At 64.3% G+C, this 18,095-nt stretch carries 20 protein-coding genes, 1 tRNA gene and 1 pseudogene; 9 read left to right on the forward strand and 13 right to left on the reverse strand.

What is annotated here, in order from left to right; all coding sequences use genetic code 11:
- Together IQ25_RS20580 and IQ25_RS20585 are read left to right on the forward strand one after the other, a co-directional pair.
- On the forward strand, window positions 1–753 hold a 753-nt coding region (locus tag IQ25_RS20580), incomplete at its 5' end, for an electron transfer flavoprotein subunit beta/FixA family protein (RefSeq protein WP_144907870.1).
- A gap of 1 nt (window position 754) precedes the next feature.
- Complete coding sequence (locus tag IQ25_RS20585; RefSeq protein WP_144907818.1) at window positions 755–1,687, forward strand: electron transfer flavoprotein subunit alpha/FixB family protein; 933 nt, start codon at window positions 755–757, stop codon at window positions 1,685–1,687.
- 68 nt (window positions 1,688–1,755) lie between these two features.
- Here IQ25_RS20585 and IQ25_RS20590 read toward each other — a convergent pair whose 3' ends face one another.
- Window positions 1,756–2,223, reverse strand: a complete 468-nt coding sequence (locus tag IQ25_RS20590) for a GNAT family N-acetyltransferase (RefSeq protein ID WP_144908159.1) — start codon at window positions 2,221–2,223, stop codon at window positions 1,756–1,758.
- Between the two features lie 145 nt (window positions 2,224–2,368).
- Between IQ25_RS20590 and IQ25_RS20595 the strand changes: the two genes are divergently transcribed.
- Complete coding sequence (locus IQ25_RS20595; protein WP_144908160.1) at window positions 2,369–2,803, forward strand: hypothetical protein; 435 nt, start codon at window positions 2,369–2,371, stop codon at window positions 2,801–2,803.
- 53 nt (window positions 2,804–2,856) lie between these two features.
- Here IQ25_RS20595 and IQ25_RS20600 read toward each other — a convergent pair whose 3' ends face one another.
- From IQ25_RS20600 to IQ25_RS20630, 7 genes are read right to left on the reverse strand one after another with little or no spacing between them, the layout of a single operon-like run.
- Window positions 2,857–3,825 carry an RDD family protein gene (locus IQ25_RS20600; protein WP_144908161.1) on the reverse strand — a complete coding sequence of 323 codons (969 nt, stop codon included), beginning with the start codon at window positions 3,823–3,825 and terminating at the stop codon, window positions 2,857–2,859.
- Entirely contained in the window at window positions 3,825–4,892 is a 1,068-nt protein-coding gene (locus tag IQ25_RS20605) for a stage II sporulation protein M (RefSeq protein ID WP_144908162.1), read from the reverse strand. Before IQ25_RS20605 ends, IQ25_RS20600 begins: the two co-directional genes overlap by 1 nt.
- On the reverse strand, window positions 4,889–6,217 hold the full coding sequence (locus IQ25_RS20610) for a DUF58 domain-containing protein (protein ID WP_144908163.1): 1,329 nt from the start codon (window positions 6,215–6,217) through the stop codon (window positions 4,889–4,891). Before IQ25_RS20610 ends, IQ25_RS20605 begins: the two co-directional genes overlap by 4 nt.
- On the reverse strand, window positions 6,214–7,170 hold the full coding sequence (locus IQ25_RS20615) for an AAA family ATPase (protein WP_144908164.1): 957 nt from the start codon (window positions 7,168–7,170) through the stop codon (window positions 6,214–6,216). The genes IQ25_RS20610 and IQ25_RS20615 overlap by 4 nt, the downstream gene beginning before the upstream one ends.
- 17 nt (window positions 7,171–7,187) lie before the next feature.
- A complete protein-coding gene (locus IQ25_RS20620; RefSeq protein ID WP_144908165.1) occupies window positions 7,188–8,468 on the reverse strand; it encodes a DUF4350 domain-containing protein in 1,281 nt (426 codons plus the stop codon).
- Window positions 8,465–9,142 carry a DUF4129 domain-containing protein gene (locus IQ25_RS20625; protein WP_144908166.1) on the reverse strand — a complete coding sequence of 226 codons (678 nt, stop codon included), beginning with the start codon at window positions 9,140–9,142 and terminating at the stop codon, window positions 8,465–8,467. Before IQ25_RS20625 ends, IQ25_RS20620 begins: the two co-directional genes overlap by 4 nt.
- 51 nt (window positions 9,143–9,193) lie before the next feature.
- Entirely contained in the window at window positions 9,194–10,087 is an 894-nt protein-coding gene (locus IQ25_RS20630; RefSeq protein ID WP_144908167.1) for a prephenate dehydratase, read from the reverse strand.
- 154 nt (window positions 10,088–10,241) lie between these two features.
- On the opposite strand from IQ25_RS20630, the gene IQ25_RS21505 reads away from it, so the two are divergent.
- Entirely contained in the window at window positions 10,242–11,135 is an 894-nt protein-coding gene (locus tag IQ25_RS21505; RefSeq protein ID WP_144908168.1) for a c-type cytochrome, read from the forward strand.
- A 124-nt stretch (window positions 11,136–11,259) separates the two neighbouring features.
- Window positions 11,260–11,640, forward strand: coding sequence for a hypothetical protein (locus tag IQ25_RS20640; RefSeq protein ID WP_220094575.1), 381 nt, complete (start codon window positions 11,260–11,262; stop codon window positions 11,638–11,640).
- Here IQ25_RS20640 and IQ25_RS20645 read toward each other — a convergent pair.
- Window positions 11,629–12,015 (reverse strand): winged helix-turn-helix transcriptional regulator, encoded by a 387-nt coding sequence (locus IQ25_RS20645; RefSeq protein WP_407070612.1) that lies wholly within the window; start codon window positions 12,013–12,015, stop codon window positions 11,629–11,631. The genes IQ25_RS20640 and IQ25_RS20645 overlap by 12 nt on opposite strands.
- Window positions 12,016–12,123: 108 nt before the next feature.
- Between IQ25_RS20645 and IQ25_RS20650 the strand changes: the two genes are divergently transcribed.
- A complete protein-coding gene (locus IQ25_RS20650) occupies window positions 12,124–12,732 on the forward strand; it encodes an NAD(P)-dependent oxidoreductase (RefSeq protein ID WP_144908170.1) in 609 nt (202 codons plus the stop codon).
- A 7-nt stretch (window positions 12,733–12,739) separates the two neighbouring features.
- Here IQ25_RS20650 and IQ25_RS20655 read toward each other — a convergent pair whose 3' ends face one another.
- The 3 genes from IQ25_RS20655 to IQ25_RS20665 all read right to left on the reverse strand — a co-directional run bounded on the left by IQ25_RS20655 (window position 12,740) and on the right by IQ25_RS20665 (window position 15,268).
- On the reverse strand, window positions 12,740–13,177 hold the full coding sequence (locus IQ25_RS20655) for a surface-adhesin E family protein (RefSeq protein ID WP_144908171.1): 438 nt from the start codon (window positions 13,175–13,177) through the stop codon (window positions 12,740–12,742).
- 130 nt (window positions 13,178–13,307) lie between these two features.
- Window positions 13,308–13,994: an RlmE family RNA methyltransferase gene (locus tag IQ25_RS20660; protein WP_144908172.1), complete on the reverse strand. Its 687-nt coding sequence runs from the start codon at window positions 13,992–13,994 to the stop codon at window positions 13,308–13,310.
- Window positions 13,991–15,268 carry a Ppx/GppA phosphatase family protein gene (locus IQ25_RS20665; protein ID WP_144908173.1) on the reverse strand — a complete coding sequence of 426 codons (1,278 nt, stop codon included), beginning with the start codon at window positions 15,266–15,268 and terminating at the stop codon, window positions 13,991–13,993. Before IQ25_RS20665 ends, IQ25_RS20660 begins: the two co-directional genes overlap by 4 nt.
- A gap of 342 nt (window positions 15,269–15,610) precedes the next feature.
- Here IQ25_RS20665 and IQ25_RS20670 point away from each other — a divergent pair, with 342 nt between their 5' ends.
- The 3 genes from IQ25_RS20670 to IQ25_RS20680 all read left to right on the forward strand — a co-directional run bounded on the left by IQ25_RS20670 (window position 15,611) and on the right by IQ25_RS20680 (window position 17,332).
- Window positions 15,611–16,366 carry a DNA-processing protein DprA gene (locus tag IQ25_RS20670; protein WP_220094576.1) on the forward strand — a complete coding sequence of 252 codons (756 nt, stop codon included), beginning with the start codon at window positions 15,611–15,613 and terminating at the stop codon, window positions 16,364–16,366.
- Window positions 16,363–17,004: a hypothetical protein gene (locus IQ25_RS20675; RefSeq protein ID WP_144908174.1), complete on the forward strand. Its 642-nt coding sequence runs from the start codon at window positions 16,363–16,365 to the stop codon at window positions 17,002–17,004. The genes IQ25_RS20670 and IQ25_RS20675 overlap by 4 nt, the downstream gene beginning before the upstream one ends.
- Window positions 17,005–17,258: 254 nt before the next feature.
- Window positions 17,259–17,332: transfer RNA gene (locus IQ25_RS20680), tRNA-Gln, on the forward strand.
- A gap of 593 nt (window positions 17,333–17,925) precedes the next feature.
- On the opposite strand, the pseudogene IQ25_RS20685 reads toward IQ25_RS20680, so the two are convergent.
- Window positions 17,926–18,095 (reverse strand): annotated as a pseudogene (locus IQ25_RS20685) (IS5/IS1182 family transposase); the annotation flags it as partial.

Here is an 18,095-nt window from a genome sequence, read left to right on the forward strand (position 1 = left end):
ATGAAAGCCCTGGTCTGCGTGAAGCGGGTGATTGACTACAACGTGAAGCCTCGGGTGAAGGCGGACGGGAGTGGTGTTGATCTTGCGAACGTGAAGATGAGCATGAACCCGTTTGACGAGATCGCGGTCGAGGAAGCCATTCGCCTGAAGGAAAAGGGCGTGGTGACCGAGATCGTGGCGGTGTCGGTGGGCGTTGCGAAATCGCAGGAAACTCTGCGCACGGCGCTGGCGATGGGTGCTGACCGGGCGGTGCTGGTGCAGGTTGACGATGGCACCGAGGTCGAGCCGCTGGCTGTGGCCAAGATCATCAAGGGGATTGCCGACGAGGAGCAGCCCGCTCTGATCATCACCGGCAAGCAGGCGATCGACGATGACAGCAACCAGGTCGGCCAGATGGTCGCCGCGCTGCTCGGCCGCCCGCAGGGCACCTTCGCCAACGAAGTCTCGGTCGAGGGCGACGCGGTCGTCGTCAAGCGCGAGATCGACGGCGGCCTGCAGACCGTGAAGCTGGCGCTGCCTGCGGTGGTCACCACCGACCTGCGCCTCAACGAGCCGCGCTATGCCTCGCTGCCCAACATCATGAAGGCCAAGTCCAAGCCGCTGGCCAACAAGACGCCCGCCGACTACGGCGTGGACATCGCACCGCGCCTCAAGACGCTCAAGGTCAGCGAACCGCCGGTGCGCTCGGCCGGCATCAAGGTGCCCGATGTCGACACGCTGGTCGCCAAGCTCAAGGAAATGGGAGTAGCCTGACATGGCCAATGTTCTCGTTCTCGTCGAACACGACAACGCGTCGGTCAAGGACGCCACCCTCGCTGCCGTCACTGCCGCATCGCAACTGGGCGAAGTGACCGCGCTGGTCGCAGGCGCCAACTGCGATGCCGCTGCAAGTGCCGCCGCGCAGATCGCAGGCGTCGCCAAGGTGCTCAAGGCCGATGACGCAGCGCTCGCCAACGCGCTCGCTGAAAACGTCGCGCCGCTCGTCGCAGGCCTGATGGCCGATTACGACGCCTTCGTCGCGCCCGCTACCACCACCGGCAAGAACGTCGCCCCGCGCGTTGCCGCGCTGCTCGACGTGATGCAGGTCTCGGACATCCTCTCGGTCGAAGGGCCCAAGACCTTCACCCGTCCGATCTACGCTGGCAACGCCATCGCCACGGTCGAAAGCTCGGATGCCAAACTGGTGATCACCGTGCGCGGCACTGCCTTTGCCAAGGCCGCTGCCACCGGCGGATCAGCCAGCGTCGAAGCTGTCTCCGCTACCGCAGACAGCGGCCTCAGCACTTTCGTCAGCGCCGAGATCGCCAAGTCCGAGCGCCCGGAACTCACCTCGGCCAAGATCATCGTCTCGGGCGGCCGCGCGCTGAAGGACGCTGCCACCTTCGAGGCAGTGATCACCCCGCTGGCCGACAAGCTGAACGCAGGCATCGGCGCATCGCGCGCAGCAGTCGACGCAGGCTACGTGCCCAACGACTACCAGGTCGGCCAGACCGGCAAGATCGTCGCTCCGGAAGTCTACATCGCGGTCGGCATCTCGGGCGCGATCCAGCACCTTGCCGGCATGAAGGACTCCAAGACCATCATCGCCATCAACAAGGACGAGGACGCCCCGATCTTCCAGGTGGCAGACATCGGCCTCGTCGGCGACCTGTTCACGCTCGTCCCGGAACTCACCGGCAAGCTCTGAACCCGACCCACAGCACCAGACCGCAACGCCATGTTGGAGTGTTTCCCCAGGGAAACACTCCATATGGGTTAATCAAGTTCCAGCGTCAGACATTGACTGAAGTCGTCCAGAACATAGTCGGCGAAGGCTTCGCAGTTACTGAAGCCGTGCTTGCGATAGAGGCCCAGCGCTGGTTCGAAGGCGGCGCCCTGGCCGGTTTCTAGGCTGACCCGGCGGTAGCCACGTTGCCGCGCCACGCTGAGCAGGTGAAGCAGCATGGCTTCCCCGATTTTCTTTCCCAACCAATCACTTGCAACGCGCATGGACTTGAGTTCGCCGTGCGCTTCGTCAAGCTCGCGGATCGCGCCCATTCCTGCCAGCGCCTCGCCGACCCACGCCGAATAGAAGGTCACGCCGGGATCGCGCAGCTTCTCGACAGGCAGCGCGTGGACCTTGCAGGCGGGAGAATTGGCATGCATTCCGGAGAGATGGACCGCCACAAGGCTGCGGATCGCCTCGCCGGAAAGATCGTCTTCGATGATCGAAAGTTCGGCCATGCCCTGCCTCCATGCGCAACGTTTGACTTCTGAGCACGAAGAGGCGCAGTCTCGCAAGGCTTGAGACGAGCTGTAAATGGGTCGCCCCGCCCAAGCATACGCGCTCCCGCCGATCACCGGCGCGGGCGGTACAGGGGAGAATGTCATGAAAAAGCTGATGATCCTGCCGGCGCTCATGCTCGGCTTTGCAACGCCGCTTGCCGCACAGGAATATCCCGTCGTGCCGGGAGATTATGTCTCCGTTTCAATGATCTCTGTCGATGACGGGCATGATCTGGAATATGCCAATCACCTGGCCGGAATGTGGCGAAAGGGTCAGGACTTCGCCGTGAAGCAGGGCTGGATCACCGGCTACGAGATCCAGAGCAACGAGAACAAGCGCCCCGGTGAGCCGGACTTCTTCCTGATCACCCGATTCGCAAAGTTTGCCGATCCGGCGCAGGAAGATGCGCGCGAGAAGGCCTACAACGCCTACATGGCGACGACCGCGGCCCAGATGCAGGCCAGTTCGGGCGAGCGGGCCAAGTACCGCAAGGTCATGGGTTCGATGCTGCTGCGCTCGTGGAAATGGCGTAACTGACCAGGCGCCAAGCCTCCGGCCAGGTGCCGGGGGCTTAGGTCCTGACCCTAACCTCAGGCGTGCTTGTCGGCCTTGCGTTTGCCGAAGCGCATGCCGGTTTCGAGACGGGCGCGGAGCTGGGCGTAGTAGGCCTCGAGGAAAGCGCGCTCGTCACCCGCGCCCGCGTCCCAGCCAATCTTGGCGCAGATCGTGCGGGCGACGTCACGAAGCGCGTCTGTGCGGTTTTCGCGCAGGACGCGTTCGAGGACCTGCAGTTCGAACTCGCCATAGACGGCAAGATCGGCGTCGCCGAAGCGGTACTGTGCGCCGGTTTCGGCAGAGAGACCCTTTGCGCCATCGCCGACCGAAAGCGCCTGTTCGAGCTTGCGCTTGGGCGCCTCGACCACCCAGGTTCCGGCGATCAGATCACCACAGCGCAGCCGGTCACGGTTGAAGAACGGGAAGAGTGCGAAGAGCAGGAACCATACGAGCCCCGCCCAAGCCGCCATTTCGGCATCGCCGCCATCGACACTGGCCACGATGATGAAGATCAGCGGCATGAACAGTTCGATGTCGCGCACCAGATTGCGGGCGATCACCGCTTCGGTGGTGAGCCTGCCGCCATCCTTGCCGCGCGCCCGTGCGGCAATGCGGATGCCGGTGATGCGCTTGCCCGGCGTTGCGCCGCGGGGGCCGAGTTCGAAGAACAGGAACCAGGCGTTGCGGAACAGGAACAGCATGATGATCCACAGCACCGACAATGCCTGCACCGCACGGCCAGCGGGCGAATTGCTGTCGTTGAGATTGATGCCCGCGCCTTGCGCGATGCGCGCAAGGATCAGCGTTGCCCCGATCATCGCGCCGAAAATCATCGCAAGGTCGAGGAACAGCGCCCCGGCGCGTGCTCCGCGTGAGGCGAGAGTGAACGGAATCGGTACGCCTTCCGGCGTGATCACGATGCGCTGTCGGCGCTCCTCGTGTGCCTTGATCCTGCTGGCAGGGCTGGCGTTGTCCTTGCGGCGAAGTGAGGGCTTCCACGCCATCAGCGCGCGCCCCGCCGGAAGGCGAAGAAGTATCCGGTCCAAAGCACCAGCATGAAGCCGCCCACCGTCAATCGCGAGGGCGTGGAATCGACAAGCTGGCGGGCAAAGCCTTCGAGCAGGGCGGCGACGATCAGCATCAGCACGACACCGGTCATCACTTGCGCGGCACGCCGCCCCGCCGTTGCCGCCGCCTCGACCACCGGTTGGTTGCCCGGAAAGGCCATAGAGCGGCCGATGTGGATGCCCGCCGCGCCTGCGAGCAGGATCGCGAAAAGTTCGGTCGTGCCGTGGATGGCGAGCCAGCCGACCAGATCGAGCAGCAGGCCCTGTCCATGATAGAGCCACAGCATGGCGCCCAGCAACGCGGTATTGTGGATCAGCAGCAGCATCGTCGGCAGGCCGAAGGCAAAGCCGAGCGCAAAGCACAGGATCGAGACCTGCGCGTTGTTGCTGAACAATTCGGCGGCGAACACGCTCATGCCGTTCTGATCCTGATTGCCGAACAGCGTTCCGTGCAGCACCTCGCGGCTGGCGCCGGGCACGCGCACGTCGGCAAAGCCCCCGGGGACGAGCGAATAATACCACTCGGGATTCGATGCGACGAGGAGCCAGCCGACCACGGTTCCGGCCACCATCAGCGCAAGCGCGATCAGGATGTCGAGCGCCATGCCGCGCACGCTGGCGCTCCAGCCGCCGCCAAGGAAGCTGCGCAGCCATGACCACAGCGAGGCGCGGGGCCCATAGACGAGGAACCACGCGCGCTGGGTCAGTGCTTCGAGGTAGGCGACCAGCGCGGCATCGAGCGAGGTTTCGCGAGCGATGGCAAGGCTCGACGCGGCGGTGCGGTAGAGTGCGGGAAGGGCGAGCAGGTCCTCGTCAGATACGCGGCGGGTGCGGCCCGCTTCCATGGCCTTGACGATGGCATCGAGGCGCTTCCAGTCACCCTCGCGTTCTAGCCGGAAGCGGTCGGAGCGCAGGGCGGCCTGTTCGGCGGCGACGGCGGCCTCGGTCGGCTTGGCGAACCAGCCGCCGATGCGCTGGGCAATTCCCGTGGTACCTGCGTTCATCCGATCCTCCCTTCGCGTTTGATCGCAAGGTAGGCATCGAGCAGCCGCGTGCCGATCTGGTCATGCCGCGCCTCAAGCACGCGCACGCCGAGATGGCGCAGGCGTTGGAGCACCAGTGCGCGCTGGCGGGCAAGGCCAGTGGCGGTGACAGCTTCGGCGACGGACTGCATGTCGGTGACTGGCGCCGTGGCGAGGGCGGCGAGTTCGGCGTCGGTCATCACCACGAAGAGCACGAGGTGCTTTTCGACCAGCCTGCCGACGTTCTCGACCATCAGTTCGGCGCTGGTTGGATCGGTGAAATCGGAAAACAGCACGATCAGCGAGCGGCGCTGCAGGCGCGCGGCCAATGTGGACAGGGCGAGGGTGAAATTGGGCTCGCCGGGATGATAATCGAGCTGGGCGGCGGCGCGCTGGAGCCGGGCGAAATCGCGGCTGTCGGTGACGAAGGGCGTGGCTACTTCCGGCCTTGCGGCAAAGCCGAACAGGGCGACGCGATCCTGCGCCTTCAATGCGACATAGGCGGTGGTGAGTGCGGCGGTCACCGCGCGGTCGATCCTTGGCAGGCCTTCGATAGGCTCGCACATCGATTGTCCGCAGTCGAAGGCGAAGACGATCTGGTTGTTGCGCTCGACCTCGTATTCCTTGGCGAATAGGCGGGCGTGGCGGGCGGAACTTTTCCAGTCGATCCGGCGGCGGTCCATGCCCGGTTCGTATTCGGCGAGCGCTTCGAAATCAGTGCCTTCGCCCCGGATGCGGCGGGCGATCAGGCCGAACTGGGCATCGCGCAGGAAGATCTGCAACGCCGGGCTGCGCACTGGGGCAATGTTCGGCCAGACCCGCACTTCGGCTTCGAGCGCGCGGGTGATCTGGCGATGGGCAAGGCCAAGCGGGCCGTTCCAGCGCAGCCAGACGCGGGAGAGCGCGCCGGTTCCACGCCGGGTGGGGGCGATGTCTGCGGTGCCGCTCCATGCGCCATCGCTGAATGTCAGGGGCAGCGCGATGCGCCCACCGGGCGCCAGGCGCGGGTCGCATTCGAGCGCGGCTTCGGGCCGCGCGCGGGCGCCGATGCGGGCAAGATCGGCCAGAATGGTGATCTGCGATGGTTCGCCCACTTCCGTGTCCGCCGGGGCGATCACGCGCAGGTCTGCCAGCGACCCGGCGAACAGACCGTCGAGCAGGACCAGCACCAGCAGCGCGCCGCCGATCGCCGGGGCCGCGATCCATGCACCGGGCGCGGCGGCGGCGAGCACCAGCGCAAGCGGCGCGAGGCCGGCGATGATCAGCACCGCGCGGCCAGAGGGCAGGAGGGCGGCGGGCCTGCTCAACGGGGGGCTTCCGTGCCTTCGACCAGAGCGGCGACGATGGCTTCGACCTGCTTGCCTTCGATTTCTGCGGCAGGGCTGAGCATCAGGCGGTGGCGCAGGACGGCGGTGGCGAGCGCCTTGACGTCGTCGGGGATCACATAGTTGCGACCATCGAGCGCGGCGCGGGCGCGGGCGGACCCGGCGAGCAGCACGGCGGCGCGGGGGCTGGCACCGACGACGAGATCCCCACTTTCGCGCGTCGCGCGGATCAGGCGGACGACGTAATCGACCACTGCTTCGGCCATGGTCACCGAGGCGACGGCTGCTTGCGCGGCCTTGAGCTGGGCTTCGTCAGCCACGGCGGCAATGCCGAGCTCGGCGGGCTTTGGCGCGCCGCGTCCCTCGCCGTAGCGGGTGACGATGCGCGCTTCCTCTTCCGCCGAGGGGTAGGACACCAGCAGCTTGAACAGGAAGCGGTCGAGCTGGGCTTCGGGCAGCGGATAGACGCCCTGGCTCTCGATCGGGTTCTGCGTGGCGACGACCATGAAGCGGTCGGACAGGGCGTGCGCCTCTCCGTCCAACGTGACGCGGCGTTCCTGCATCGCTTCGAGCAGGGCGGCCTGCGTCTTGGGCGGGGTGCGGTTGATCTCGTCTGCCAGCAGCAGTTCGTGGAAGATCGGGCCGCGCGTCAGGGTGAACTGGCTGGTCTGGAAGTTGAACAGGTTCGAGCCGAGAATGTCGCCCGGCATGAGATCCGGCGTGAACTGGATGCGCCCGAAATCGAGGCCCAAGGCGGCGGCGAAGCTTTGCGCGAGGAAGGTCTTTGCGGTTCCGGGCGGGCCTTCCAGCAGGACGTGGCCGCCTGCGAAGAGCGCGACGAGGAGATGGTCGAGCACCTCATCCTGTCCGACCACGGCCTTGCCCACTTCGGCGCGGATCGCACCGGCCAGCGCGCCGAGATCGGCCAAAGTCATGTGAGATGTCTCAGCGGTCACTTCAGGTGCCTTTCTATCTGTTGCAGGACCAGTGCCCGCCTGGTCAGTTCGTGCGGCTTGCGGGCATCGCGCAAATGCTTTGCCGCAGTGGAGAACGCGGGGCCTTCGATGCCCCGGCGCTGCAGCGTCTGGTCGATCAGGTGTTCGATCTCTGGCGGCGAAAGCCCGCGCGGCAGGCCGAGCGCCAGCGCTATGCGTTCGCGCGCGGCATCGGCATAAGGCGCGGCGGCGAGGTGGACGCGGCCGGCGCGGCGGATCAGGCCAGCGGCATTGGCGACCAGCGCGGCCTTGCCCATCGCGATGTCGGGCCCTTCGCGCAAGGGTGGACCGAAGCGGTTGAACGCGCGCCATGCAACGGCAAGGGCGGCCAGCAGCAGGCAGATCGTGGCGGCGAGGAAGGGTGGCTCGAACGCGAGGGTGAGCAGGTTCCGGTTTGCGCCGAAGCCATTGAAGGTCATATCGAAGATGATCGACATGCTGTCATCGTCTGCAGTGGCCGTCACCAGATCGCGTGCGAGCAGGGCGGTGGACTTGTCGGCAAGGCCCCAGTTGTCGAGCAGGTCGGGCTCGAACACCAGCACGACCGGGTAGATTTCCTCGTTGTCGCCGCCGTAGTCCGGGTCCACGCCCGCCAGGCGATTGAGCGCGGGATAGTAGCCGTCATCGTCGAGCCATGCGGCGAGGATGCGACCATCGCCCGATGTGACGATCGGGACCAGTCCCTTGCCCGAACCGGATTCGACCTGCCGGTCGTCGGGCAGGGGGCCGCGCCGTTCGCCCAGCTTCCAGCCACGAGCGGCCGGGCCATCTTCCTTGCCGATGGCGACTGTCACGTTGTCGGCAAAGCCGCGCCATTCGGGGCCTTGCGTGGAGATCAGCTGCACCCAGCCGCGCTTGGCCTTGCTGGAGCCTGCACCCATCGCGAACCATTTGGGCGTGACGACGATGGTCGGCCCAAGATAGCGATGGGCTTCGACCACCTTGGCGATTTCCTTGCCGTCGGCTTCGGCAGGCGGCGTCAGGATCAGCAGGCCTGTTGCAATTTCGAGCGTGCGGCGGTTGCGCTGGCGCTGGACGTCGAGCCCTTCGGCCTCGAGCATCCGGGCGAGCCCGGCATAGCCGTTGAGGCCCTGCCCGCCGACATGCGCGCCGCCATTGTTGCCGCTGCCGCCGGTGCCGTTGCCGAGAAACCAGAGCAGCGCGACGAAGGCGAGCGCGCCTGTCAGCAGCATGCCGATGATCGTTCCGCGCGAAAAGGGAGCGGGGGCCGCGCTCATGCAGCGGCACCTGCGGTGCCGGTGGGCAGCTGCTGAAGGGCGAAGCGCGAATAGGCCTCGCGCGCGGTGGACCAGTCTTCGGCCCCGAGCGGGCTGAGCGCATAGCGGGCGCGTTCGACCAGCGCGGAAATCGTGCCGAAGGCGCTGCGGGCTTCGGATGGCAGGGCGCGAATCATGCCGATCTCGCGCGCTGTGCTCGACGGACTGAGCCAGTCAGGACGGACGCGGGCGATCTGGCCGATGCTGCGCTGGAGCAGGAGGTGTGCGGCTTCGCCAAAAAGGCCTTGCGCGGCGAGCCGGTCAGCGTCTTCGAGCAGGGCCAGCGCTTCCTCGCGCGGGGGCGTCCATTCCGGAGCCGCGATTCGGGCCTTGCCCTTGCGGTCGCGCCAGAGCGGCCAGAGCAGGGCCCACGCGATCCACACCGCACCGATGCAGGCGCTGACGAGCAAGACCATCTCGATCACGCTCCAACCGCTGCCGAGCAGGCGGCCAAGGGGCGAGAACAGCCATTCGAGGAAACGGCCAAGCGCCTGCAGCCATTCGGGCGTGACGGGTGGCGGATCGGGCGGGACGGGGGCGAACTGGATGTCGGCCGAATTGCGCACCGCAGCCCACGCAGCCTCTGCCGCCGCCACGTCGCTCTTTGCCGAAATTGCCGCCCCGGGTGCCGTCACGTCGCGAACGTTGCACGGCTCTGGACGCCGGGCAAGCGCAACTGCATCCGATCAGCCGCCGCGGATGCGTTCCATCGGATAGGTGCCGAGCATGCGCAGGTCCTTGGCGAAAAAGCCAAGTTCCTCGAACGCAAGGTCGACCGCGTGCTCGCCCGGGGCTCCGACGATGTCGGCAAAGAACTCGGTCGCGGCAAAGCTCGCGCCGCGCTGGTAGCTCTCCAGCTTGGTCATGTTGACGCCGTTCGTCGCAAATCCGCCCAGCGCCTTGTAGAGCGCGGCGGGGATGTTGCGCACTTCGAACACGAAGGTCGTCATCGCCGGGCCGGTGATCGTTGCGGGATCGCGCGGTGTCCTGGACAGGATCACGAATCGCGTGGTGTTGTCGTGCGCGTCCTCGACGTTGTCCTCGATCACCTTGAGGCCATAGAGCTCGGCAGCGATGCGTGGGGCAAGCGCGGCGACCGTGGGATCGCCCAGCTCGGCCACATAGGCAGCAGCGCCTGCGGTGTCGGCATAGCTCATCGGCACGATGCCCCGGTCGCGCAGGTAGAAGCGCGACTGGCCGAGTGCCTGGGGGTGGCTGTAGGCAGCGGTGAAGGGACCGTCGCCCAGCGCCATCAGGCTGGCGTGAATCTCGAGGAAATGCTCGCCCACGATCGAGAGCCCGCTTTCGGGCAGGAGGAAGTGGATGTCTGCCACGCGCCCGTGCTGCGAGTTTTCGATCGGGATAATCGCGTGGGCGGCACGGCCTTCCTTCACCGCATCGAGCGCGTCCTCGAACGAGAAACAGGGTAGCGGCAGGCAGTCGGGCAGGGCTTCCATCGCGGCACGGTGCGAGTTTGCGCCGGGTGCGCCCTGGAACGAAACCGCGCGCGCCGGATCTGCGGCTGCGGCTGCAGCCATCTGCTCGACAAGGGCGAGGGCGGGGGCGGGATAGCTTTGCATGACGCGCGGGCGTTAAGCCGCTCTGTCCTTTCGGGCAAGCGAGTTCGAATTTGCGAGTCAAACCATCTTGCGCTGCGGCATGGCGCTGACTAGAGGGACCGGCAACTCGCGCGGGTGTCGACAAGGTGTCGGCGTGCGCCAATGGGGCTCGTAAATGGACGATCGTTTCAATACCATCGCCGGGTGGACCTTGTTCGGGGGCATCGTGGCTCTGGGGCTTTCCAGCCTTTCGGCGCACTATTTCCTTGCCGATAAGGAACACCGTCCGGAAACGATGGGCTACGCGATCGAAGGCGTCGTCGAGGAAGGCGCGGAGGGTGGCGCTGCTGCCGAACTCCCGCTGGCGAATCTGCTCGCCGCCGGTGACGTGGCCAAGGGCGAGGCCGTCTTTGCCAAGTGCAAGGCCTGCCACACTGCCGAACAGGGCGGCGCCAACGGCATCGGCCCGAACCTTTATGGCATCGTCGGCAAGCCGGTTGGCAAGCACGCTGCAGGCTTTGCCTACTCGGCCGATCTGGCTGCCAAGGGCGGCAACTGGGATTTCGCCACGCTCAACGAGTGGCTGAAGAACCCCAAGGCCTTCGCCGCTGGTACCAAGATGTCGTTCGCAGGTCTGCCCAAGGGCGAAGACCGCGCCAATGTCATTCTCTATCTCAACTCGCTCGGCTCGAACCTGCCGCTGCCAGCGCCAGAAGCCGTTCCGGCTGCCGGTGCCGCACCTGCCGCCGTCGCGCTGGTTGGCGATGCCGCCAAGGGCGAGGCGATCTTTGCCAAGTGCAAGGCTTGCCACACCGTTGATCAGGGCGGCGCCAATGGCATCGGTCCGAACCTCTTCGGCGTCTATGGCGAACCTGTTGCGGGTGACCGTGGCGGTTATGCCTTCTCCGACGCGCTCAAGGGCAAGGGCGGAAACTGGGATGACGCGACGCTCGACGCATGGCTCGCAGGCCCTGCCAAGTTCGCGCAAGGGACCAAGATGACCTTTGCTGGCATCTCGGACGCCCAGCAGCGCGCCGACGTGATCGCCTACCTGAAGTCGAAGAAGTAAGCTTCGCCTTTCATGGCCAATCGAATTGGGCGTCCGGAGCGATCCGGGCGCCTTTTTCGTGTCTTTGGTGCCGCTTGCGAGACTGGTACGAAGGGCGCAGGCTGAAGGCTTTGGGAGATTGCCGATGCTCCGACTGAAAGCCGTGACCCTGATCTTCGCAATTGCCGCCGTTCCGGCGGTCGCCGCCGAGCCTCCCGCTGCCATTCAGGGCGAGTGGATCGTCGATCTCTCGGCGAAGCCCGACGAGCCCTATGTGAAGCCGATGGTGCTCGATCTGCAGGCGGATGGCACGGTCAAGGGCAGCTTCTACGAAAGCGAGATTCTCGCCGGGCGGTGGAAGACCGATCGTGGCCGCACTTGCGTAAGCTTTCGCACGACTGACGGGCTCGGCCCCTATCACACCGCAGCGTGCCTTGTCGGCGACAGGGTGGAGGGCCAGACTTGGGCCGAGCAGCGCAATTTCCTGTTCAACTGGAATGCGACGCGTGGCGTTTCAGCGCGCTGAGTCCTGCCTGAGATCATAGGCGCGCTGTGCCGCCGAGACCTCGATCATGCAGGTTTCGGCCCATTCTATCATCCCCGAAAGCGCGCCGACGAGGCCGCGGCCCAATGGCGTGATCGCATAAGTCACGGTCACCGGCACGGTCGGCTCCACGCTGCGGCTGACGAGGCCGTCTCGCTCAAGCGATCGCAGGGTCTGGCTGAGCATCTTCTGGCTCACACCCTCGATTCGCCGCTTGAGCGCATTGAAGCGCAGATCCTCGTGCGAGAGCAGCAGCAGGATGAGTGCGCTCCATTTGTCGGCGATCCGGTCGAGCAGCTGCCGCGTCGGGCAATTGGCGGCGTAGACATCGCCGCGCCCTGTGTCCGGAGCGGTCACTTCGCGGTGACCTGGTATGGAAATCGTGCCTTCTTGCATGAGATGTGACGATAGCGCACCTGGTATCCATTGGAAACCACCCTTGGGTGTCGTCACAGGAGTTCGCCCATGAAAGTTGCCGTGCTGGGAGCCAGCGGTCGCGCCGGATCGGAAATCACTGCCGAGCTTGCCCGTCGTGGGCATGAGGTTCTTGCCATTGCCCGCAAGCCCGAGGGCATCGCCGCAGCCCCCGGAGTGACGGCGTTGGCGGGCGATGCTGCCGATCCGCAGGCGCTGGCCGGGCTGATTCGCGGCGTGGATGCGGTGATCAGCGCGCTGCATTTCGACGTGACCGCAGCAACGCTGCTTTCTGCGCTCAAGAGCGCAGGGGTGCCGCGCCTGCTGGTAACCGGCGGGGCGGCAAGTCTCGAGGTTGCTCCGGGCAAGATCCTGTTCGATGCGATGGACCTGCCGGAGGAATGGAAGCCCGCGATCCGTGGCGGCATTGCCTTCCTCAAGGACCTGCGCGGTGAGACCGAGATCGACTGGACCTTCTTCTCGCCCGCCGCCTTCATCGAAGTCGGCCCGCGTACCGGCACGTTCCGGCTCGGAACCGACCAGCTGGTGGTCGACGAGAAAGGTGAAAGCCGGATCAGCTTTGCCGACTATGCCATCGCGATGGTCGACGAGCTCGAGCAGCATCGCCACCCGCGCGCGCGGTTCACCGCCGCCTATTGAGCGCGGGTCAGGCCGGGCAAGCCTCGGCCATGATCGCGGCGTTCAGCGTTTCGGGCTCGACCGGTTCGTACTGGTCGGCCCGGTCTGCTGCGACGGTGTTGCGGGCGAGCACGGTGCCGTCCGGCGCATAGTCGGTGGCAGCGGCGATGAGCACGCGGCGTTGGGCGCAATCGTAGCGGAACAGGATCACCTTGCGCCCGCTTTCGAGAGTGTCGGAGCCGCTGAAATCGAATCCTGCCCACACCTGGCGGACAGGAAAGGCGCGAGCGCTGTCAGGGCCGATCTCGCGCACCGACTCGGGACGGACCAGCACTTGCGTGCGGTCCTGCGCCACGCCGATGACCTTCCAGTCGGCAGACCATCCTCTTGCCTCTCCCGCCATGGCCGCCTCGCCGGAGAAGACAAGGAGCATGAGCGGGAGCAGCAGGTTGCGGACGGAGGTCATCGGGTGGTTCCGGATTGTGTCGGTTAACGCCCTGATAACCACGCCTGCTGTCTGCGCCAGCTAGGGGTTTGCCCTGAGTCCCGCGATGCGACAGGCCGTCAGTCGGCGGTTAACGCAGGCTCGGCGCGCTTCATGAATCTTGCGCGGCCTCGTCCGCGCGGCCTTTGAAGCCTTGCGCGATCACGTACCATTCCGAGGAATCCTTGCGGCTCGATGGCGGCTTGGCGTGCTTCACGGTGGTGAAGTTCTTCTTGAGGATCGTCAGCAGTTCGCCATCGGTGCCGCCGGCAAAGACCTTGGCGACGAAGGCACCGCCCGGCGCCAGCGTCTGAATCGCGAAGTCCACTGCCGTTTCGACAAGTCCCATGGTGCGCAAGTGGTCGGTCTGCTTGTGGCCGACGGTGTTGGCGGCCATGTCGGAGATGACCAGATCGGGCGGCCCGTCGAGCGCATCGGTCAGCGCCTGCGGGGCCTCGTCGGCCATGAAGTCCATCTCGAAGATGGTCACGCCCTCGATCGGATCGGTCGGCAGCAGGTCGATCCCGACCACGGCTGCGGCAGGTGCCTTCTTGCGCACCACCTGGCTCCAGCCACCCGGCGCGATGCCGAGATCGACGACGCGCTTTGCGCCCCTCAGCAGCCCGAACTTCTCGTCGAGATCGATGAGCTTGAAGGCGGCGCGGCTGCGCCAGCCCTCGGCCCGGGCCTGCTTGACGTAGGGATCGTTCAATTGGCGCGAGAGCCAGCGCACCGACGAGGCGCTGCGGCCCTTGGCGGTCTTGAGCCGCTCGTTGGGATTCTTTCCTGAGCGGCTCATGCTGCTTCCGTTCGCTTGGGGCTGCGCGGGTCTGGCCCGGTGGCCATGAGGCTGCGCAGGATGCCTTCGCGGATGCCGCGATCGGCAATGCCGAGCCGTTCGGCCGGCCAGATGTCGAGAATCGATTCGAGGATCGCGCAGCCCGCTACCACCAGATCCGAGCGCTCGCGCCCGATGCAGGGGAGGGCGATGCGCTCGGCCGGAGTCATGGTCGAGAGGCGGCGGCTGATGCCGCGCATAGATTCGGCGGGCACGACGAGGCCATCGACTGCGCGCCTGTCGTACTGCGGCAGTTCGAGATGGAGGCTGGCGAGCGTGGTCACCGTGCCGCTGGTGCCGAGCAGGCGGATATGGCCTTCCTCGCTGCGGATATGGCGCATCGGTTGGACCCGTTCGGCAAAGTCGGCAAAGCCTTCGTCGACCCGGCGGCGCATCTCGGCATAGGCGACGGCGCGCGCGTGGGGGTCGTCGGCAATCGCGCCGATGCTTTCGGTGAGCGAGACCACGCCCCAGGGCACCGATTGCCAATCGAGAATGCGCGGCACGGTCTCGCCAGTTTCGACCAGCACCATTTCGGTCGATCCGCCGCCGATGTCGAAGATCATGGCGGGGCCGGTGCCCTGTTCGAGCAGGATGTGGCAGCCGAGCACGGCAAGGCGCGCTTCTTCCTGCGCGGTGATGATGTTGAGGTGGATGCCGGTCTCGTCGCGCACGCGATCTATGAACGCCTGACCGTTGCTGGCACGGCGGCAGGCTTCGGTCGCAACCGAGCGGGCGAGGTGGACATTGCGCTTGCGCAGCTTGTCGGCACAGACGTGGAGCGCGGCGAGCGCGCGGTCCATTGCCTCGTCGGACAGGCGCCCGGTCTGGGCGAGGCCTTCGCCCAAGCGGACCACGCGGCTGAACGCATCGATCACCACGAAGTGTTCGCCCGAAGGCCGCGCGATCAGCAGGCGGCAGTTGTTGGTGCCGAGATCGATCGCGGCATAGGCCTGACGATGGTGGGGAAGCGGCCTTTGCCAGCCCGCGGACCGTTCGGGCAGGGGAGGCGCAGCCGGACCGGGTGCCATTTCCGGCACCGCCTTGACGACTGCCTCCTGCGTGCCGCTGCCGCGTGTTGCGGGCGGACTGGTCGTGCCGGCGATCTTGGGCGGGACACTGGTCCCGGCTTTGCTGCGTGGCCTGCGGGGCTTCTTCCTTTGCCCCTTCTTGCTGCCTGCCTTGCCGTTCTGGCGCGCGCCTTGCCCGTTTGCCGGCGGAATGGAACCCGCCATGACTCTTATTCGCTTATGTTTTCCCGCGCCGCCTGATGCCGCCGGGTACTTGCCCGCAATGCTAGCGATGCTGCGCCCCGCCCGCAAGGCCAGTGCCCAAAAATGCCCATAGACCCGCTTGACTAACGCCTGCCCGCCCCCTAGTTGCGCGCCTCACGTTGCCCCGTCGTCTAATGGTAAGTTCCGCGACGACTGTTATTTTTCAATAACTTAGAGGGACGTGATGGTGCGACTTTGACCATATTCGACGAATTTGTCGCACGGGAACCAACTATGCCATTGCGGCGCTGATAGACATCTGGCACGCTTCGCCAGCAGTCCTGCGGGGATGGAAATTGCGTCATGCTTCAGACGGTCAGCGGCTCTGAAATGTCTAAGCGACCTCGATACATTGGTCCAGCAGGCGCGTCTGAAACGACGCTGCTGAGTATTCTCAGTCAGTCAGGTCGAGACAAGCTCGAAGCAAAGCAACTCAGCTTTTTGGACAAGGCTGCTGCAAAGTCTGGCGCGAGTGACCTGAAGATTTTTTTCGCAGGAAATTTCGAACTTACTCGTCGTCGATCAATTGCAATCATCGGCACAAGAAATGTCAGCCTCGAAGGTCGCAAGAGAGCGAGTAGGTTTGCGCGCGAGCTTGTGTCTCACGATGTCGTTGTGGTTTCAGGTCTTGCGGCAGGTGTGGATACGCAGGCTCTGACTACTGCTATTCGAGAAGGCGGTGACGTAATTGCAGTGATTGGGACGCCAATTAATAACGCTTACCCTGCGGAGAATTCACAGCTGCAGGAAGAAATCTACTCGCATCATCTGCTGATCTCTCAATTTCCAAATGGAACTCGCACTTTCCCGTCAAATTTTCCTGCGCGCAATCGGACGATGGCAGCTTTGACGGACGCTAGCGTGATTATCGAAGCTTCTGAGACGTCGGGAACACTACACCAAGCGGCTGAATGCGTTAGGCTTGGGCGATGGTTGGGGCTTGCGAAAAGTGTCGTCGAAGACAGGCGTTTGAGTTGGCCTTCGAAATTTCTTGAGTATGAGAAGTGCGTAGTTTTAGAAAGTACTGAGGGCTTTCTTGAGAAGATTTACGGAAAATGAGTTTTCCGGTATTTGTTTCATGCGGTTATCCAAGTTACGAAGAAGCAGGGATAAAATGGAAAGATGATGATTGGAGGGCGTGGCGTTTAGTTCAGGTGATCAAGGGTCGTGAAGTAAAAGGTTATTCGAAATTTGGCAAAGGCGGAAAGGTAATCGTTGAGTCTAATAAGCGCGGTAGGACAAGCGCTTTAAGATTGATCGCTGGCCACGCCGCTGGTCAGTTGGTCTCGGGCGGTTTTCGCGGTCCCCTTGTGCCAGTTCCATCGTCAAATACGACTTCATTTGGGACTGAGTTCACCGCCCAACTAATCTCTGACGCCATCGCCACTTACAGCGACAGATTTTCTGCACATCCTGTGCTTAGGTTTACTCAAGAAATGGGATCGACCTCTGGTGGTAAGGGAAGCCGATCACCCGAAGTAATCGCCGAGAACCTTGCTCTTCAGCGAGGGGCGGACATTGATGAATGCATCCTTGTTGACGACGTCTATACGACGGGTGGCCACCTTAAAGGTGCCGCACGCTTTTTGTCGTCTCATGGCATACGCGTTGTTGCGGCCTATTGCGTCGCTCAGACAGTTCGGGAGCGACCGAAGCAGATGTTTGGAATGTCGTCGTTCGTTGTCGACGCAAGATAGCGTTCTAACCGGTAGAAGTCCGTCAGGAAGGATCGTCGTCTAATCTCCCGTCTGCAGACGCGCCGCTGTCCGCCATCGACAATGGCGCAAATCCGCCATTTCCATTTTAATAATTTGGCGGTTTTAGCCATTTTTTGCCCACATTTTCGGCCAAAGTCGCACCTGCGACGCATGCGACGCGGTGCGACGTTGCAGCGACATGTAGATATGGGCCTTGACCCAAGGAAAACCGGGCCTTAGAGGCCCCCACACGCTGCCCCGTCGTCTAATGGTAAGACTACGGATTCTGATTCCGTCTATCGAGGTTCGAATCCTCGCGGGGCATCCACCTTCTTATCCCATGGCATTAAGATTGGCCCGGCGGGTCATCTAGAATGGCCCTCCCCCTTTAATCCGCAACTCACTCTCGAGCCGATCTATCTATTTCGAACGGTGAGACATCCTGCGTGTTTTCTCTCGAGCGGCTTTGTCTGCCTTTTTACTGGCACTCCGGGCGGCAATCGACGAGAGAATGACGGGAACTGCGGACGATCCGGAACGGCTGTTGTTGGAACCGAGAACGCGGTAAGCGGCCATTCGTGACGGGCCAGGTTCACGTCAGCAAAGCGCCCTAAAACCGGCCATTCAACCTGCGCTTCGCCTATCCTGAAAGCCGCCATTCGGTCCCGCAGCGTTGTGGCGACGTTTGAATGAGGCGCGGTCGGGTAGCTCCCGCGGCAGCACCCATCGGCCGCTAGCTGGCCTGGGCTTCGGATAGAAGCCTCTGCAATACCACTTGGACACCTCGAAGAACCGTCTGATTTTGGCAGGATAGGGACGTGACGGCCAGCGAGGGGTTGGTGAGCCCCGTTTTCGGTTGGTTGATCCTCTGATTTTCTTGGGTTTCAAGACTGGAGCGCCGCTCTGAACCCCGTTTTCGCGTTATGCGGGCACACTTCGCCCCTCGAGCCAAGTGAGGCGCTGGAAATTGTAAGCGAGGTTGGCCATGCCGATCTTGATGCGGGCGCGGGCAATGCCGATGGTGCGCACGATCAGGCCCATGCGATGCTTCTGCCCGGCAAAGACGTGTTCGACTGCCGAGCGGATGGCTG

The sequence above is a fragment of the Novosphingobium taihuense genome (genome assembly GCF_007830315.1).
GTDB classification, from domain to species: domain Bacteria; phylum Pseudomonadota; class Alphaproteobacteria; order Sphingomonadales; family Sphingomonadaceae; genus Novosphingobium; species Novosphingobium taihuense.

Bases quoted from the DNA above. Each gene is read 5' to 3' on its own strand.
- IQ25_RS20585 (WP_144907818.1), top strand. From the start codon at position 755: ATGGCCAATGTTCTCGTTCTCGTCGAACACGACAACGCGTCGGTCAAG.
- IQ25_RS20590 (WP_144908159.1), bottom strand. From the start codon at position 2,223: ATGGCCGAACTTTCGATCATCGAAGACGATCTTTCCGGCGAGGCGATC.
- IQ25_RS20595 (WP_144908160.1), top strand. From the start codon at position 2,369: ATGAAAAAGCTGATGATCCTGCCGGCGCTCATGCTCGGCTTTGCAACG.
- IQ25_RS20600 (WP_144908161.1), bottom strand. From the start codon at position 3,825: ATGGCGTGGAAGCCCTCACTTCGCCGCAAGGACAACGCCAGCCCTGCC.
- IQ25_RS20605 (WP_144908162.1), bottom strand. From the start codon at position 4,892: ATGAACGCAGGTACCACGGGAATTGCCCAGCGCATCGGCGGCTGGTTC.
- IQ25_RS20615 (WP_144908164.1), bottom strand. From the start codon at position 7,170: ATGACTTTGGCCGATCTCGGCGCGCTGGCCGGTGCGATCCGCGCCGAA.
- IQ25_RS20620 (WP_144908165.1), bottom strand. From the start codon at position 8,468: ATGAGCGCGGCCCCCGCTCCCTTTTCGCGCGGAACGATCATCGGCATG.
- IQ25_RS20630 (WP_144908167.1), bottom strand. From the start codon at position 10,087: ATGCAAAGCTATCCCGCCCCCGCCCTCGCCCTTGTCGAGCAGATGGCT.
- IQ25_RS21505 (WP_144908168.1), top strand. From the start codon at position 10,242: ATGGACGATCGTTTCAATACCATCGCCGGGTGGACCTTGTTCGGGGGC.
- IQ25_RS20640 (WP_220094575.1), top strand. From the start codon at position 11,260: ATGCTCCGACTGAAAGCCGTGACCCTGATCTTCGCAATTGCCGCCGTT.
- IQ25_RS20650 (WP_144908170.1), top strand. From the start codon at position 12,124: ATGAAAGTTGCCGTGCTGGGAGCCAGCGGTCGCGCCGGATCGGAAATC.
- IQ25_RS20655 (WP_144908171.1), bottom strand. From the start codon at position 13,177: ATGACCTCCGTCCGCAACCTGCTGCTCCCGCTCATGCTCCTTGTCTTC.
- IQ25_RS20660 (WP_144908172.1), bottom strand. From the start codon at position 13,994: ATGAGCCGCTCAGGAAAGAATCCCAACGAGCGGCTCAAGACCGCCAAG.
- IQ25_RS20665 (WP_144908173.1), bottom strand. From the start codon at position 15,268: ATGGCGGGTTCCATTCCGCCGGCAAACGGGCAAGGCGCGCGCCAGAAC.
- IQ25_RS20670 (WP_220094576.1), top strand. From the start codon at position 15,611: ATGCTTCAGACGGTCAGCGGCTCTGAAATGTCTAAGCGACCTCGATAC.
- IQ25_RS20675 (WP_144908174.1), top strand. From the start codon at position 16,363: ATGAGTTTTCCGGTATTTGTTTCATGCGGTTATCCAAGTTACGAAGAA.